We start from the raw sequence: 14850 nt of genomic DNA on the forward strand, positions 1-14850 counted from the left end.
CACGCGGTAGCAGTGGTGTAAGACTTCTCGGATGAACGAATCGAGGAAGTCGGTGCACCGCCGCACTGCGTGGACGTCGGAGCGGTGGCAGCTCACCACCGACATCCCCTTGGCCGCTGCGGCCTGCCTGTTCTTGGTGGCGTACGCGTACCAAGTCCTGGCGCAACCGACTGGCTTCCCGCATCGCCTGACCGAATGGATCATGTGGGCCGCGTGGTTCGTATTTGCCGTCGACTACGCAGTTCGCCTGTGGTTGGCTCCTGCACGCGGTCGCTGGTTCGTCAGGCATCTCTTGGATTTGGCGATGGTGGTGCTACCCATGCTGCGTCCCTTGCGCCTCCTTCGGTTGGTCACCCTGCTTGCAATAGTCCACCGCTCGAGCGGGCAAAGCTTGCGTGGGCGAGTGGTTGTCTACGCCACCGGGGCCACGGCCTTGCTGATCGGTGTCGCGGCACTGGCCATGCTCGACGCCGAGCGGCACGCTGAGGGCGCCGCCATCACGTCGTACGGGACGGCGTTGTGGTGGGCGATGGAGACGGTTACGACCGTCGGTTACGGAGACATGGCTCCTGTCACTACAACCGGGCGCCTGATCGCCGGAGCGTTGATGATCGGCGGAATTGCATTGCTGGGCATCGTGACTGCCACACTCGCTTCCTGGTTGGTCGAGCGAGTGGCTGAACAGGACGAGGCAGGGCAGGCCGCGACGCGTAAGCAGGTGGCAGATCTGTCCGTGGAGGTCCGAGCATTGGCCACCCGCACGCACCGAGTCGATCTCGCGTCCGTCGATACCGATTCGCTGCGTCGCGAACTGGCGTCGAGGGGAGTCGTGGCGCAGCATGCACCTTCGGACAATTGACCCGCAGTACAGCAAACAATAGAACGATGGTCTGATAATCTTGCGTGATGGTGGCGACCCATGGATTCCAGCGCGCGCGCAGGCCCGAGCAGATCGAAGCACGTCGGTGCGCGATTCTCGACGCAGCTCGCGCGATGCTCGGGTCCAAGCCAGTCGCAGACATCAGTCTGCGTGAGCTCAGTGAGAGCGTCGGCCTCGCGAAGTCGAACGTGCTCCGGTACTTCGACAGTCGCGAGGCCATCTTTCTCGAAGTGCTCGACGAGAACTGGGTAGCGTGGCTGGACGGGTTGTCCGAGTCGTTGACTCCGACCAGTGACGACTCACCGTTTGCCGCTGAAATTCATGTGGCATCCGCGGTTGCGGAATCGCTTGTCTCACAGCGGTTGCTGTGCGAGTTGATGAGTGTCATGGCCGGTGTCCTCGAAAGAAACATCTCCGTCGACTTCGCCCGTGACTTCAAGAGGCGGGCGACGGTCAACTCGGGAAGGTTTGCGTCGCTGGTTCATTCGCAACTGCCCCATCTCTCGGAGGGCGACGCCGCTCAATTCGCCAAGGTAACCCTGGTGATCGTTGCCGGCTTGTGGCCGACTGCCGAGCCGACTGAATCCATGGTCGTCGTACTGAACGAGATGCAGGCGCCCCCGGCCTCCGACATGTTCGCAGTCGGCCTGCGTGAAGGTCTGATCAACCAGCTCGTCGGGTTGTCGGCGCGAGCGGCAACCCGAACGAGCTGAGAACGATCAGGCGCTGTGCAGCGTCAGAACGGTTATCTCGCTCGGTGCGAACACCCTGAAGGGCGGACCCCAGAATCCGGTTCCCCGGCTGGTGTACAGCCGCGTACGTTCTCCGTGCCTGGTAAGCCCGTGCACCGACGGTTGATCGAGTTTCACCAGAAAGTTGAAGGGCCAGATCTGTCCGCCGTGGGTATGACCGGCGAGCTGCAGATCCACTCCCGCGGAAGCGGACTGAGTAACCTGCTTCGGTTGGTGGGCGAGCATCAGGATCGGCAATTCGGGGTCGGAGCCGGCCAGGGCCATGTCGAAGTTCGCGCCGTGCCCGTCGAGTTTCGATCCCAACGCTGTCGCATCGTCGACTCCGGCGATGACCAGTCTGTCTCCGCCCTTGGTGACGACGAGGTGGCGGTTGTGCAGCGCGTCCCAGCCGATCGAGGTCATGTAGTCGAGCCACTCCTGAGCCTCGTGGAAGTACTCGTGATTGCCGGTCACGTAGACGCGAGCGAGCCCGGCTTCGACCGATGCGAGGGGGGTCGCTTGGCCGAGGCGCTGCTCTACCGTTCCGTCGGCGATGTCACCGACGTGGGCCACGATGTCGGCGTCGAGATCGTTGACTGCCGCGATCACGCGCTCGGACCACTTCTCGCGATTGATCGGCCCGAAGTGAGTGTCGGTGATCGCGACTACCCGAAGTTTGTCCATCCCCGCACCAAGGCGGGGGATGGTGACGTCGACCTGCTTGATCCGTGGCAGTCTCATGGCTTCCCGGTAGCCCCAGATCAGCAGAAGGGCCGAGATGATCAGTGCGGCAACGGCGACAATTCTCGATCGAAGCGGGTCATCCACGCCGCCGACGAGCAGTCCGAGCCTCAGAACTTCGCCGAGCAGGGTCCACACGAACACGACCCAGATGATTCCGAGGAGGGCGTCGCCGATCAGGCGAACTGGATCGCGGTCGGTGTGTCCGTGGCTGAGCACCATACTGGCAGGCAGGGCGATCAAGAGGGTGGCAAACAGAACGGTGCCGAAAACTGCCACCGCCGTCGGCCAGTCCGGCCGGATGAACAAGCTCCACCACGGGTACACGAACAACAGAGCCGAGATCGACGCGACAATCGCGGATATGGCAACGATCCGCAACGGTCTGCGGCGCGGAACTCGAGCGACGTCGGTCGCCTGGGGTGTAGTCACCCCGTCCAGAGTAAAGGTCCACTGGTCTATTAACAAGGGGACAGTGGTCCGCTATCGGGATGTCGGTGTTCTCGGATAGGTTTCCGAACGTTGAAACTCGGCCAGTGATCAGGTGGGTGGCGCATGGAGAAGTACGACGTCAAGAAGGCATACAAGGATCTCTACTCGCCTGGGTGCCGCGATTTTGCCCTCGTGACCGTTCCCCGCTTCGGCTACTTCGCCGTCGACGGTCACGGCGACCCCAACACTGCCACCGAGTACTCCGAGGCGCTCGAAGCGCTGTATTCGGTGTCCTACTCGGCAAAATTCGCGAGCAAGAAGGAATTGGATCGCGACTTCGTCGTTGGCCCGCTGGAAGGGTTGTGGCGGGCAGATGACCCCGAGGTGTTCGTGACACGGGACAAGGCGGCTTGGGATTGGACGATGATGATCTCGCAGCCGGAGTGGATCACGGCGGCCGAACTGTCTGCGGCGATTACAGCAGTCCGAGCCAAAGCCGTCCGGGCCAAGAAGAACGTGGCCGCTCTGGACAAGGTCAGGTTCCTCGAATTGGAGGAGGGCCTGTCCGTCCAGATTCTTCACGTAGGTTCCTACGACGACGAGGCCCCCACCTTGGACCGCTTGCACAACACGTTCATCCCGTCGAACGGCTTCAGTTTCAACGGCGATCATCACGAGATCTACCTCAGTGATGCGCGCCGGACGCCGCCCGAGAAACTGAAGACGGTTCTGCGTCAGCCTGTTTCGAGGTAGTAATCAGGGCTCGAGGCCGCGCAACTTCTCGAGGTCGCGTCGCTCGCGCTTGGTCGGTCTGCCGGCGCCACGATCACGTCGCGGAATGGACGCGATCAGTTCGGGCGGTGGTGGGGGCGGCGAATTGTCCTGCAGGCAATCGGCGGCCAGCACCGCGCTGACTCGCTTCGTGATCGGCTTGACCACGACGACAATGCGTTCGATGCCGGATACACGCACCCGCACCTCGTCGCCGGCTTTCACCTGCTGAGCCGCCTTTGCCGACGTTCCATTGACCCGAACGTGTCCCGATCGGCAGGCCGTCGCCGCCTGCGAGCGTGTCTTGAACAGCCGAACCGCCCACGTCCAGCTGTCCACGCGGACACTGATCGCGTCGGAGGGGAGTTGGGCTGGCACGCACTCCAGCCTACCGACGAGTGCTCACAGACCCTGCGCGCGGATGCCCGAGTAGGCGCGCGGTGCATACCGCAGTCGTAGCGGCAGCAGATGCCAGAACCGATCTGTCAATGTCAGGAAGCGGGCGAACCAGAAGTACATCCGTTCGTCGCGCGGCGTCCATTCCCATTCAAGGGTCTTGCGTGCCTTCTCCGGCATCAGTGCCTTGCCGATCCAGTTCGCCACGGCCATCGTGGGGCGAGAGCTAAGACGCCACAGCCACGTCGGAACCTTCGGAGCCGGTGCGATGTCGTGCTCGGCGATGCGCGTCGACCATTTTGTGGTGTGGGTGTTGATCAGGTGGTTGTCGAGCATGTCTTCCCAATACGTGCGGAAGCTGGCGTAATCGTCGAAAGCCGGTCGATCGGTGAGTCCGTAACAGCGCCACCAGGTTACGGCCTCACGGACAAGTTGGTCCTTCTGCTCCTGCGTGAACTTCTTGTACGCGAATCGCTCGTTGAAATCGAGAATCACCTCGAAGAACGTGACGTGTGTCCACCAGAAAGTGTCAGGAGTGAGGGCATGGTAGCGCCCGCCGGTTTCGTCGATTCCTTTGAGATCGGTGTGGAAGTTGCGAACGAGCGTGCCTGTGTCCTCTTCGGTCCGGTCGTACACGACGCCGTAGATGGGCGGCAGTGAGCGGAACAGGCGGTCGAGCGGGTTGTCGAAGAAATTCGAATGATCTTGCAGCGCTCCGCTTACCGCGGGGTGCATGTTCTGCAGGGTGCCTGCGCGTCCGAGGTACAGCAGGCCGCGAACGTCGCCGAAGTGTGTCCATGTCAGAGAGCCGGGGCCGATCGGATCGGCTAGTAGTTCTCGAGGCTTCGATCGACGAGTGCCCGTGTCTGCGTCGCTGCTCATCTGGGTGCCCCTCCGCCTGCCATCATGTGACAACGGTTGTTGTCACATGATGACTTTTACTGCGCTACGCGAATTTGTCAATCGATTCGACAAGATCTGTCCGAAAACAACTCCGGCCCCTCACCTGCAACAGGTGAGGGGCCGGAAGAGTGAAGCGGTCGGACTCAGGCGTATTCGTAGAACCCGCGACCGGTCTTCTTGCCGAGACGACCGGCGTCGACCATGCGGCGAAGCAGCGCCGGCGGAGCGTAGTGCGGTTCTGCGAATTCCGCGTACAGGGACTCTGCCGCTGCGAGGGCAATGTCGAGACCGACGGTGTCGAGCAGCGTCAGCGGACCCATCGGGTAGCCGCAGCCGCCCTTCATGGCCTCGTCGATGTCTTCTGCTGTGGCGTAGCCGGATTCGAGCATCCGGACTGCCTGGCACAGGTAAGGGATGAGCAGAGCGTTGACGATGAAGCCCGAGCGGTCGCCCGCGCGAACCGTCTTCTTGCGCAAGGTGTTCTTGGCGTAGTCGGTGACGGCGAGAACGGTCTCTTCGGACGTCGTCAGGCTGACCACGATCTCCACGAGCGGCATGACCGGCACGGGGTTGAAGAAGTGAACGCCGACAACCTGGCCGGGGCGCGAGGTGGCCTTGGCGATCTTGATGACGGGGATCGACGACGTGTTGGTCGCCAGAATGCCTGCAGGCTTGACGATCTTGTCGAGCTTGCCGAAGATCTCGTACTTGAGAGCTTCGATCTCGGGAGCCGCCTCGATCACCAGGTCGCGATCGGCGAACTCTTCCATGTCCAGGGTGACGCGGACGCGTGCGATCGCGGCGTCGGCTTCTTCCTGGGTGATCTTGCCCTTGGCTACGCCGCGGTTGATCGACTTGGCGATCCGTTCGCGAGCAGCGGCGGCAAATTCTTCTTTGGTTTCGAGCACCAGTACCGAGCTACCGGCTTTTGCACATACCTCGGCGATGCCGGCACCCATGGTGCCGCCGCCGATTACGCCTACGAGTTCCACGATTCTCCTCAAGATTCTTCAGACAGGGGTCAAGCCCCGTGCGCGGTTAAGGAGTCTATGGACTGCCTGACCGCGCACAGGGCCGGAGGCCCTACTTCAGTAGCGCACGCGACATCACGACGCGCTGAATCTGGTTGGTGCCTTCGTAGATCTGCGTGATCTTGGCGTCGCGCATCATGCGCTCGACCGGGAAGTCGGTGGTGTAGCCGGCGCCACCGAACAGCTGCACGGCGTCGGTGGTGACCTCCATGGCAACGTCCGAAGCGAAGCACTTCGCCGCAGCGGAGATGAAACCGAGGTTCTTCTCGCCGCGCTCGGCGCGAGCAGCGGAGGTGTAGACCATCAGACGTGCGGCTTCGACCTTCATTGCCATGTCCGCGAGCATGAACTGAACAGCCTGGAAGTCGCTGATGGACTTGCCGAACTGCTTGCGATCCTTGGTGTATGCCAGAGCCGCGTCGAGTGCGCCCTGGGCCAGGCCGACAGCCTGAGCGCCGATGGTGGGACGCGTGTGGTCGAGGGTCTCGAGTGCCGTCTTGAAGCCGGTGCCCGGTTCGCCGATGATGCGGTCGCCGGGGATGCGGCAGTTCTCGAAGTACAGCTCAGCGGTGGGGGAGCCCTTGATGCCGAGCTTCTTTTCCTTCGGTCCGACGACAAAGCCCTCGTCGTCCTTGTGGACCATGAAGGAGGAGATGCCGTTTGCGCCCTTGTCGGGATCTGTGACAGCCATAACGGTGTACCAGGTCGACTTGCCGCCGTTGGTGATCCAGCACTTGGAGCCGTTGAGGATCCAGTCGTCACCATCAGCCTTCGCGCGGGTACGCATCGAGGCCGCGTCGGATCCGGCTTCACGCTCGGACAGCGCGTACGACGCCATTCCGCCGTTGACCAGATCCGGGAGCACCTTGGACTTGAGCTCTTCGGAACCCTTGAGGATCAGGCCCATGGTGCCGAGCTTGTTCACGGCGGGGATCAGCGAGGAGGAGCCACAGACGCGGGCGACTTCCTCGATGACGATGCAGGTGGCGACGGAGTCGGCGCCCTGGCCGTCGTAAGCCTCGGGAACGTGGATGGCGTTGAAGCCGGACGCGTTGAGGGCGGTGAGCGCTTCCTCGGGGAATCGTGCGTTCTCGTCGACGTCCTTGGCGTACGGCGCGATTTCCTTCTCGGAGAGTCCGCGGATAGCAGCCCGCAGTTCGTCGTGCTCTTCGTTCAGTGCGAAGAGATTGAAATCCGGGTTTCCTGCCATGGGAACGCTCCTTGGTGAAGGTTGCTTGAAGGCGGTCGGTGCGGCTCCGGCGTTACCAACGAGATTCGCGGACAGACCGGTGCCAATGACCCCAGTCAAACACGGCACTGAGTGCCAGGTCAAGGGATGGGAGTGTGAAGTTCCGGTGCACGAGCGGTGTCAGCCGAGTTGTTCGTGGATTTTTCTGCTGATCTCCTGGGCGGACGTTCCCGGGGGAAATGCTACTACCAGCACAGACTTCGATTCTGGCGTGCTGGTCTTGGACCCGGGTGCCACGCCGTACGTCCGCCGAACGTCGAGCAATGCCTGGCTCAGCGCTTCGGCTGTGGCGTCTTCGTCGCCTTTGATCATGCTTCGCAAGAGGTAGTTGTGGCACGCGGTGACAGCTGCGGCAAAACCGACAACCTCGAGGACCGGTTCGCGGGGAACAGCGCTGCGCAGGTAGTCGACGAAGAGGCGCTCATAGCGGAATCCGGTGACGAGTTCGCGGTCGCGAAGAGCCGGAACATGCTGTACGACGCGGTATCGCCGCATCGAAAGGTCACGGTTCCGGCGGAAGAAGTCGAAGACCAGTCCCGCGGCCTCGCACACCGACGCCCAGGGGTCGGCGGAATCGGACGCGAGGAACTCGGCCACGTGTTCGAGGAGGGACTCGTGATCGGCGAAGATCACGTCTTCCTTGGAGCGGAACTGCCGGAAGAACGTCCGGCGCGACACACCGGCGGCAGCGGCGATCTGCTCGACGGTGGTGGCTTCGTACCCGTTCTCCGAGAACAACCGGATCGCTTGAGACGCGACGTGTACCCGAAACTGTGCGGGGTCAGTTCCGGGCAGGTCTGCGCGTTCACTCATGGGGACAAGTATTGCGCCTGTTCGCGCCATCCCGGTGTGGCGGGCAGCAACCGCATGCCGATCGGTTCCATCTCAACGGTGTGCGGTGGACGTGAATTGGTAGGTTGCCGCCTCGACGATCTCGTCAGGGGTAATAGCGATCTCCTCGTTCAGCCACGCGGTGACCAATTCGGCAAGGCCCCCGACGAAGAGCAGTCCGTTGATCTGACCTTGATGAGATGGCCAAGCTCGGTCGCCGTACATTCGCGAGGCTTCGTCCGCGACCATTTGCGCGAAGCCGTGCAGTACCGCGCGCCGGTGTGCGCGAAGGGGCTCGTATGCAGCGGATTCGATCATTGCCACACGCCCCTTGCGGGGATCGTCGGTGAGGAGGGTGACGAACGACGTGATGGCATCTCGTACGCGCTGCTCGAGCGTTCCGTCGCTCGCTCGTAGTGCGGTCAGGCCGGCGTCGCGAACCTCGTCGGCAATTCCGTCCAGGATTGTTTTCAGCAGTTCGTCTCTGCTGGAAAAACTTTCGTAAAAGTAGCGTTCCGTCAACTTGGCTCGCGCACAGATCGCGGTCATCGTGGCGCCTCGACTGCCTGCGACAGCGAATAGTTCCAGCCCTGCCTCTAGCAAGCTCTCGCGCCGCAATGCTGAGCGCTGGTCGCCGCTGAGGCCGGCATACCGCCGCGGCGTCGGAGAAGTCATAGGTCGATATTGACAGACGCAACCACTGTGACGCAGACTACAGTCCATCTGACAGGATGCACTGTCAGATTGAGCGAGAGTAGAGGTCGCAGTGTCCAAGATCCTGGCTCGTCCCCCCGTGAACTCGCAGTTGCACCCGATTTCGGGCCGTTCCGGGCTGCCTCTCGTCGGGCACGCTCTTGCATACATCCGCGATCCACTCGCATTGATGCAAGAGAACTGGGATCGATACGGCGAGGTCTCTTGGTTCTCGATGGTCGGTCGGCAGTGGATCGCTGTTCTCGGACCCGACGCGTGCCAGGAAGTGCTGCAGAACAAAGATCGGGCATTTGTGAACAGCGACGGCTGGTCGGTGCTTATCGGCCCCTTTTTTCACGGTGGGCTGATGCTTCTCGATTCGGAAGAACATCTACGGCATCGTCGAATCATGCAGCAGGCGTTCACTCGGACTCGGATCGAGAAGTCTGTCGACGTTCTCAATCCGGCAATCGACTCGGCGCTCGACACATGGACCCCCACTGACGGATTTCGTGCATACACAGCGCTGAAGACACTCACCCTCGATCTCGCCACCGACATCTTCATGGGCGGTGCGGAAGGAAGTACCGAAAGCGAAATATCTTCGGTGAAAAAGGCTTTCGTGGATTGTGTGCAGGCGGCTACTTCTCTGGTCCGCTACCGCGTGCCGGGGACCAGATGGAAGCGAGGACTCGACGGCCGCCGGGTCCTGGAAGACTTCTTTCGTCGCTACCTGCCGGCGCGTCGAGCTCGCGCAACCGATGATCTGTTCTCCGTGCTCTGTCACATCGAATCCGAAGCAGGACAACGCTTCAGTGACGACGAAGTGATCGACCATATGATCTTCCTCCTGATGGCCGCACACGACACTTCGACGATCACCCTTTCCACGATGATGCAATATCTAGGTCAACATCCGAAGTGGCAGGACAGGTGCCGTGCCGAGTCGCTCGCTCTGGGGACCTCGACGCCCAGCTTTGCAGATCTCGACGGCCTGAGCAGCCTTGACCTGGTGATGAAGGAATGCCTCCGACTCGTCTCTCCCGTACCGGTCATGGCGCGGCGAGCGGTCCGCGACACTCAAGTACGGGGTCACTTCGTGCCTGCGGGAACGTATGTTTCTGTCGCCCCTCACTTCACGCACCACATGGCGCAGTACTGGCCTGATCCCGAGCGTTTCGATCCCGAACGTTTCGCCGAGAATCGACGCGAAGACAAGGTTCATCGGTACGCGTGGGAACCGTTCGGAGGTGGAGTGCACAAATGCCTGGGAATGCACTTCGCCGGCGCCGAGATCAAGGCAATCATGCACCACCTCCTCATGCGCTTCGACTGGAACGTCGACGCAGATTACGTCGCTCCGCTCGACTTCACGTCCTTGCCGTTCCCTTCGGACGGGCAACCTGTCGATCTGCGCCGGCGTCACAGTTCGGTGCGCTGAGACCCTACGGCCGAATTACTTCGACGCACGCAATTGGAACTTGAGAACCTTGCCGGTCGGGGTGCGAGGAAGGTCGAGTGGAAAGACGATGTCGCGGGGAACCTTGTACCCGGCCAGCAATGCACGGGTGTGCTCGACGATGTCTTCGGCGGAAGCCTGTAATCCCTTGCCCAGCACCACGAATGCCTTCGGGCGCTCGCCCCACTTCTCGTCGGGAACGCCGACGACTGCCACGTCGATCACGGCAGGGTGACTCATGATCGCCTGCTCCACCTCGACGGTGGAGATGTTCTCACCGCCCGAAATGATGATGTCCTTCGCGCGGTCCTTGAGCTGGATGTAACCGTCGGGATGCATGACGCCGAGGTCGCCGGAATGAAACCAACCACCGGCAAATGCTTCGGCGGTCGCGGCCTCGTCACGGTAGTAACCGAGCATCACGTTGTTGCCGCGGAGCACGATCTCACCCATGGTCTGGCCGTCGGCGGGAACGTCGTTCATCTCGTCATCGACAACGCGAGCATTTTCGGCCTGCACCATGCCGACACCCTGACGGGAGAGAAGTGCCGCGCGCTCGGACTGCGGCTTGTCGTCCCAGGCTTCCTGGTACTCGCAGATCGTGTAAGGGCCGTATACCTCGGTGAGGCCGTAGACGTGAACGACGGTGACACCGATGTCTTCGAGTTTTCCGATGATCGTCGGTGACGGGGGAGCGCCGGCGGTGGTGATGCGCAGGGCGTCGACCTTGTGGGCCTGGTCCGCGTCGGCGATGGTGGAGCAGACGGTAGGAGCGCCGCACAGATGCGTCACGCCCAGATTGTCGATGGCGTCCCAGATCGCGTCGGCGCGGACCGCGCGCAGGCAGATATGTGTGCCCGCGGCCTGAGTGACGGCCCACGGCGTGCACCACCCGTTGCAGTGGAACATCGGCAGCGTCCACAGATACTTTGTCGCTCCGTCGAAGCCGTTGTGGAATGTCTCGCCGAGCGAGTTCAGGTACGCCCCGCGGTGGGAGTACATGACGCCCTTGGGTTTTCCGGTGGTGCCAGAGGTGTAGTTGATGGCGATGCACTGCTGCTCGTCGTCGACGCCCCAGTACAGTGGCTGATCGGCGAGAGCTTCACCTTCGGCAATCAGATCGGCGTACTGCCCGGTGACGATTCCGGTGGGAACCTCCGGGGACGGGACGGTGGAGTCCGGGATCTCGATGATCTCGCGCAGGCTCGTCACGTTCGCCTTGGACGAGGTGACCGAGCCGACGAATTCGGAGTCGACGAACAGGATCGTGGTTCCCGAGTGATCGAGGATGTACTCGAGTTCGGGACCGGCGAGGCGTGAGTTCAGGGCGATCAGGACTCCGCCGGCGAGTGGGACGGCAAAATGCGCGAACAGCATCTCGGGAACGTTCGGCGCCAGGTACGCAACGCGGTCACCGGGCTGAATGCGTTGACGCAGGACGCGGGCCAGCGCTGCGACCTCGTCACCGAACTCTCGGTACGTGTAGCTCCGGTCGCCGTGAATGACGGCGGTGCGATCGGGGAACACCGCAGCGCTGCGCTCGAGAAAGCGCAGCGGACTGAGCGGGGTGTTGTTGGCTGCGAGAGCTGTCGAGACAGACACGGTTCCTCCGAAGGCGACGTGACACGGTTGGTGTCACGGTAGTTGTGATCGGCACTACAAATGGCCTGGATGCACGCTATTGCCCAGTCAAAGGTGCCGCTACCCTCTGAATTGGGTATGTGGAGGTGAGAGTGAGCAGGGTACTGAGACCGAGCGACGACGACGCGTTGCGCGCCGAACTGCGTCGACTGCACCCCCGAACCGAGTTGCCGGTTCTGTTCGGCGGTTGTGTTGACGACCGGTCGCTGACCATCACCGGCTACGTCGGGACTCGTAGCAACATCCTGCGAAATTTGAAGATCGACGCCGAATGCGGACTCGGTGGTCGTGCGATCGCAGAACAACGACCGGGCGCGGTGCAGGACTACGCGAACTCGTCGCACATCACTCATGACTACGACTACGAAGTGGGCACCGAAGCCATCGAATCCTTGATGGCAGTCCCGATCGTCGTACGCGGGGTTACTCGCGGAGCGATCTACGGAGGACTGCGTGCCAACCTGCCGATCGGCGACGTGATCGCCGAGACGATGATGCGATCGTCGTACGCGTTGGCCCGCGAATTCGAGATTCGCGACGAAGTGGATCGTCGGGTGGCGATGCTCGATACCGCTGCGGTGGAACATGGTTCGAATCGCGATGCCCAGATATCCGAAGGGTTGACCGAGAGCGTCCTGGCGCTCGGCGAGATCGCGGCGAACCTCGAGGACATGGCTCTCAGCGCGCAGGTCCTCGCCGTCGAGGCAAAGTTGCGGGCGTTGGCGTCGCCGAACCCTTCCGCGAACACTCCAGTCGCGAACACCGTTGTCCTGTCGCCCCGTGAGCGGGAGGTGATGGGCTACGTAGCTCTGGGACTGCGCAATGCCGAGATCGCCGAGAGGTTGTCCCTGAGCGTCGAAACGATCAAGACGTACATGCGGAATCTGATGGGAAAACTCGACGTCCGCAGTCGGCACGAAGCAGTTGTGGAAGCGCGGCGGCAGGGCTTGATTCTGTAAGGCTGAATCGGTAGGCCGGTCCCGCCAAGCGGAATTTCAAAGCTACGCCTTCGCCATGGTTGGTATGACGGACCTCACTATCGGCAGAGTTCGACACGAGTGATGAGGGCATCGATGCAGGATTTGTTCGACAACAACGACATGACCGGCCTGGCCGAGGCGATCAAGAGCGGCGACGTCTCCGCCAAGGAAGTTCTCGAGTTCAGCCTGGACAGACTCGACGAGCGCAACCCGGCAGTCAACGCGGTGATCAGTGAGCGTCGCGAGGAGGCACGCAACGAGGTATCAGGCGGCTTGCCGGAAGGTCCACTGCACGGCGTCCCGTTCGTGATCAAAGACCTGGGCATGGACGTCGCAGGATTGCCGAGCACCAACGGATCTCGATTGTTCGCCGATGCTGTGGCAGAAAAAGATTCGACGCTCGTGGAGCGGTACCGTGAGGCCGGTCTGGTTGTCATCGGCAAGACGAACACCCCGGAGTTCGGTAAGAATGCGAGTACCGAACCTGCGCTGTTCGGGCCTACCCGCAACCCTTATGCCCTTGATCGTTCACCCGGCGGATCTTCGGGTGGCACGGCTGTAGCTGTTGCCGTCGGGATCGTGCCCGGCGGCCATGCCAGTGACGGCGGTGGATCGATCCGTATTCCCGCATCGGCCTGTGGCTTGGTAGGCCTCAAGCCCAGCCGTGGACGTACTCCGACGGCACCGGCGCGCACGCTGTTCTCGTCGCCGATGAGTGTTCATCACGCACTCACCCGAAGTGTCCGCGACACTGCACTGCTTCTCGATCTCTCCGCCGGACCGACTGTCGGTGATCCTTACGTGATCCTGGCGCCGAAGCGGCCGTATATCGAGGAAGTTGGTGCGGATCCCGGACGGTTGCGGATCGGTCTGAGTAACACTCTTCCTGATGGCACCCCGGTGGACCCGGAGTGCTCGGCCGTCACAACCAGTGTTGCCGGCCTGCTCGAAGAACTCGGTCACGATGTGACCGAGGGTGCCCCGAACTTTCCGCTCGATGCGCTCACCGCCGGGCTTTCCGTGTTGATGGGCATTCCGATGACGATCGAGGTCGACGAACGACTCGAGGCCCTGAACCGCGCAATCCGCGACGACGACCTCGAGCCGATGGCTCGGATGATCTACGACCGCGCGAAGTCCGAAAGTGCGACGAACGTCGTCAAGGCATTGCAGGAACTCGAGCGGGCAGCCCAGGTGATCGGTGCGTTCTTTGTCGATCACGACCTGTTGCTGACGCCGACGATGGCTCGACCGGCAGCTCCGCTCGGTCTGCTCGACACGGCAAATCCCATGTCGATCTGGGAGCATTCGGCCGGGTACAGCGGCTTGACCAGTCCGTTCAACAGTTCAGGTCAGCCTGCGATTTCCTTGCCGATGGGTCATGACTCGGCCGGCGTTCCTATCGGTGTGCAGTTGGTGGGTGCGTTCGGGCGTGAAGATTTGCTGATCCGGGTTGCGTCGCAGCTCGAGGTGGCGCGCCCGTGGAGCATTGCCCCGGTGTGGCCGCCCGTCCCGGCGTAGCCCCGGCACCGTCGAAGAGTCGAGAGCGCCGTGTTTTTCACCCGTCGAGGGTGAATGTGTGCCGTCCCGAAACGCATACAGTTCGGAAGGACAGCCCTATCCGGTATCGGTGAAGGAGTCTCTCGATGAGCCAGTTCCAACCAGACAGTCCGGCGACTCCCGCCGTCAATGCACAACGACTGTGGGCGGGCGGGGCCGCAACTGCGCTCGTCGCGGCCCTGGCCGCGGTCGTCGGACTACTGATCGTGCGGGGAATCCTCGACACTCCGGTCATCACACCGGAGCGGATGCCGGGGAATTCCCAAGCCGGCTCGCTTGCTCTCAGCGCCGCGATCGCAGCGCTGGTCGCTACCGCACTTCTGCATGCGTTGATGGTGTCGACGCCACGTGCGTCGAACTTCTTCGCGTGGATCGGAATCCTCGCAACGATCGCCACCGCGCTGTGGCCGTTCACGATCGCAGCGACCACCGCATCGCGAGTCGCCAGCGCCGCAATCTACTTCGTCGTCGGAATCGCGATCGTCTCGTTGCTCACCGGGGTCGCAGGGTCAGCGCAGACCACCCGCCGTATCGGCGTGTGATGGAGTATCG

At 62.1% G+C, this 14850-nt stretch carries 15 protein-coding genes; 7 read left to right on the top strand and 8 right to left on the bottom strand.

Annotation, left to right across the window (positions count from 1 at the left end):
* Positions 1–31 precede the first annotated feature (31 nt).
* Together AC3WQS_RS01785 and AC3WQS_RS01790 are read left to right on the top strand one after the other, a co-directional pair.
* Positions 32–859 (top strand): potassium channel family protein, encoded by an 828-nt coding sequence (locus AC3WQS_RS01785; protein ID WP_092764375.1) that lies wholly within the window; start codon positions 32–34, stop codon positions 857–859.
* A gap of 47 nt (positions 860–906) precedes the next feature.
* The gene (locus tag AC3WQS_RS01790) at positions 907–1593 is read left to right on the top strand and encodes a TetR/AcrR family transcriptional regulator (protein WP_060938009.1); all 687 of its coding nucleotides are present in this window, start codon (positions 907–909) and stop codon (positions 1591–1593) included.
* 6 nt (positions 1594–1599) lie between these two features.
* On the opposite strand, the gene AC3WQS_RS01795 is transcribed toward AC3WQS_RS01790, so the two are convergent.
* Positions 1600–2784: a metallophosphoesterase gene (locus AC3WQS_RS01795; protein ID WP_492713333.1), complete on the bottom strand. Its 1185-nt coding sequence runs from the start codon at positions 2782–2784 to the stop codon at positions 1600–1602.
* 123 nt (positions 2785–2907) lie between these two features.
* On the opposite strand from AC3WQS_RS01795, the gene AC3WQS_RS01800 reads away from it, so the two are divergent.
* Positions 2908–3537, top strand: a complete 630-nt coding sequence (locus tag AC3WQS_RS01800; RefSeq protein WP_492713332.1) for a GyrI-like domain-containing protein — start codon at positions 2908–2910, stop codon at positions 3535–3537.
* A 3-nt stretch (positions 3538–3540) separates the two neighbouring features.
* Here AC3WQS_RS01800 and AC3WQS_RS01805 read toward each other — a convergent pair whose 3' ends face one another.
* From AC3WQS_RS01805 to AC3WQS_RS01830, 6 genes are all read right to left on the bottom strand, one after another.
* A complete protein-coding gene (locus AC3WQS_RS01805) occupies positions 3541–3933 on the bottom strand; it encodes an RNA-binding S4 domain-containing protein (RefSeq protein WP_029256216.1) in 393 nt (130 codons plus the stop codon).
* A gap of 24 nt (positions 3934–3957) precedes the next feature.
* On the bottom strand, positions 3958–4833 hold the full coding sequence (locus AC3WQS_RS01810) for an oxygenase MpaB family protein (RefSeq protein ID WP_084324832.1): 876 nt from the start codon (positions 4831–4833) through the stop codon (positions 3958–3960).
* Positions 4834–4997: 164 nt separating this feature from the next.
* Positions 4998–5846 (bottom strand): 3-hydroxybutyryl-CoA dehydrogenase, encoded by an 849-nt coding sequence (locus tag AC3WQS_RS01815; protein WP_003940434.1) that lies wholly within the window; start codon positions 5844–5846, stop codon positions 4998–5000.
* Between the two features lie 91 nt (positions 5847–5937).
* Positions 5938–7095, bottom strand: coding sequence for an acyl-CoA dehydrogenase (locus tag AC3WQS_RS01820; protein ID WP_003939784.1), 1158 nt, complete (start codon positions 7093–7095; stop codon positions 5938–5940).
* Between the two features lie 159 nt (positions 7096–7254).
* Entirely contained in the window at positions 7255–7947 is a 693-nt protein-coding gene (locus AC3WQS_RS01825) for a TetR family transcriptional regulator (protein ID WP_205906834.1), read from the bottom strand.
* Between the two features lie 72 nt (positions 7948–8019).
* Positions 8020–8640 (bottom strand): TetR/AcrR family transcriptional regulator, encoded by a 621-nt coding sequence (locus AC3WQS_RS01830; RefSeq protein WP_021345503.1) that lies wholly within the window; start codon positions 8638–8640, stop codon positions 8020–8022.
* A gap of 91 nt (positions 8641–8731) precedes the next feature.
* Here AC3WQS_RS01830 and AC3WQS_RS01835 point away from each other — a divergent pair, with 91 nt between their 5' ends.
* On the top strand, positions 8732–10099 hold the full coding sequence (locus AC3WQS_RS01835) for a cytochrome P450 (protein ID WP_047889674.1): 1368 nt from the start codon (positions 8732–8734) through the stop codon (positions 10097–10099).
* A 15-nt stretch (positions 10100–10114) separates the two neighbouring features.
* On the opposite strand, the gene AC3WQS_RS01840 is transcribed toward AC3WQS_RS01835, so the two are convergent.
* Entirely contained in the window at positions 10115–11719 is a 1605-nt protein-coding gene (locus tag AC3WQS_RS01840) for an acyl--CoA ligase family protein (protein ID WP_047889673.1), read from the bottom strand.
* A gap of 131 nt (positions 11720–11850) precedes the next feature.
* Here AC3WQS_RS01840 and AC3WQS_RS01845 point away from each other — a divergent pair, with 131 nt between their 5' ends.
* From AC3WQS_RS01845 to AC3WQS_RS01855, 3 genes are all read left to right on the top strand, one after another.
* The gene (locus tag AC3WQS_RS01845; RefSeq protein ID WP_041815263.1) at positions 11851–12717 is read left to right on the top strand and encodes a helix-turn-helix transcriptional regulator; all 867 of its coding nucleotides are present in this window, start codon (positions 11851–11853) and stop codon (positions 12715–12717) included.
* Positions 12718–12831: 114 nt separating this feature from the next.
* Positions 12832–14259 (top strand): amidase, encoded by a 1428-nt coding sequence (locus tag AC3WQS_RS01850; protein WP_041815258.1) that lies wholly within the window; start codon positions 12832–12834, stop codon positions 14257–14259.
* A 125-nt stretch (positions 14260–14384) separates the two neighbouring features.
* Positions 14385–14840 carry a DUF6069 family protein gene (locus AC3WQS_RS01855; RefSeq protein ID WP_020909071.1) on the top strand — a complete coding sequence of 152 codons (456 nt, stop codon included), beginning with the start codon at positions 14385–14387 and terminating at the stop codon, positions 14838–14840.
* The last annotated feature ends 10 nt before the right edge of the window (positions 14841–14850 follow it).

Source organism: Rhodococcus sp. FW305-130 (assembly GCF_058788335.1).

Excerpts from the sequence above, each read along its gene's own strand:
- AC3WQS_RS01785 (WP_092764375.1), top strand. The coding sequence starts at position 32 with ATGAACGAATCGAGGAAGTCGGTGCACCGCCGCACTGCGTGGACGTCG.
- AC3WQS_RS01790 (WP_060938009.1), top strand. The coding sequence starts at position 907 with ATGGTGGCGACCCATGGATTCCAGCGCGCGCGCAGGCCCGAGCAGATC.
- AC3WQS_RS01800 (WP_492713332.1), top strand. The coding sequence starts at position 2,908 with ATGGAGAAGTACGACGTCAAGAAGGCATACAAGGATCTCTACTCGCCT.
- AC3WQS_RS01810 (WP_084324832.1), bottom strand. The coding sequence starts at position 4,833 with ATGAGCAGCGACGCAGACACGGGCACTCGTCGATCGAAGCCTCGAGAA.
- AC3WQS_RS01820 (WP_003939784.1), bottom strand. The coding sequence starts at position 7,095 with ATGGCAGGAAACCCGGATTTCAATCTCTTCGCACTGAACGAAGAGCAC.
- AC3WQS_RS01825 (WP_205906834.1), bottom strand. The coding sequence starts at position 7,947 with ATGAGTGAACGCGCAGACCTGCCCGGAACTGACCCCGCACAGTTTCGG.
- AC3WQS_RS01830 (WP_021345503.1), bottom strand. The coding sequence starts at position 8,640 with ATGACTTCTCCGACGCCGCGGCGGTATGCCGGCCTCAGCGGCGACCAG.
- AC3WQS_RS01850 (WP_041815258.1), top strand. The coding sequence starts at position 12,832 with ATGCAGGATTTGTTCGACAACAACGACATGACCGGCCTGGCCGAGGCG.
- AC3WQS_RS01855 (WP_020909071.1), top strand. The coding sequence starts at position 14,385 with ATGAGCCAGTTCCAACCAGACAGTCCGGCGACTCCCGCCGTCAATGCA.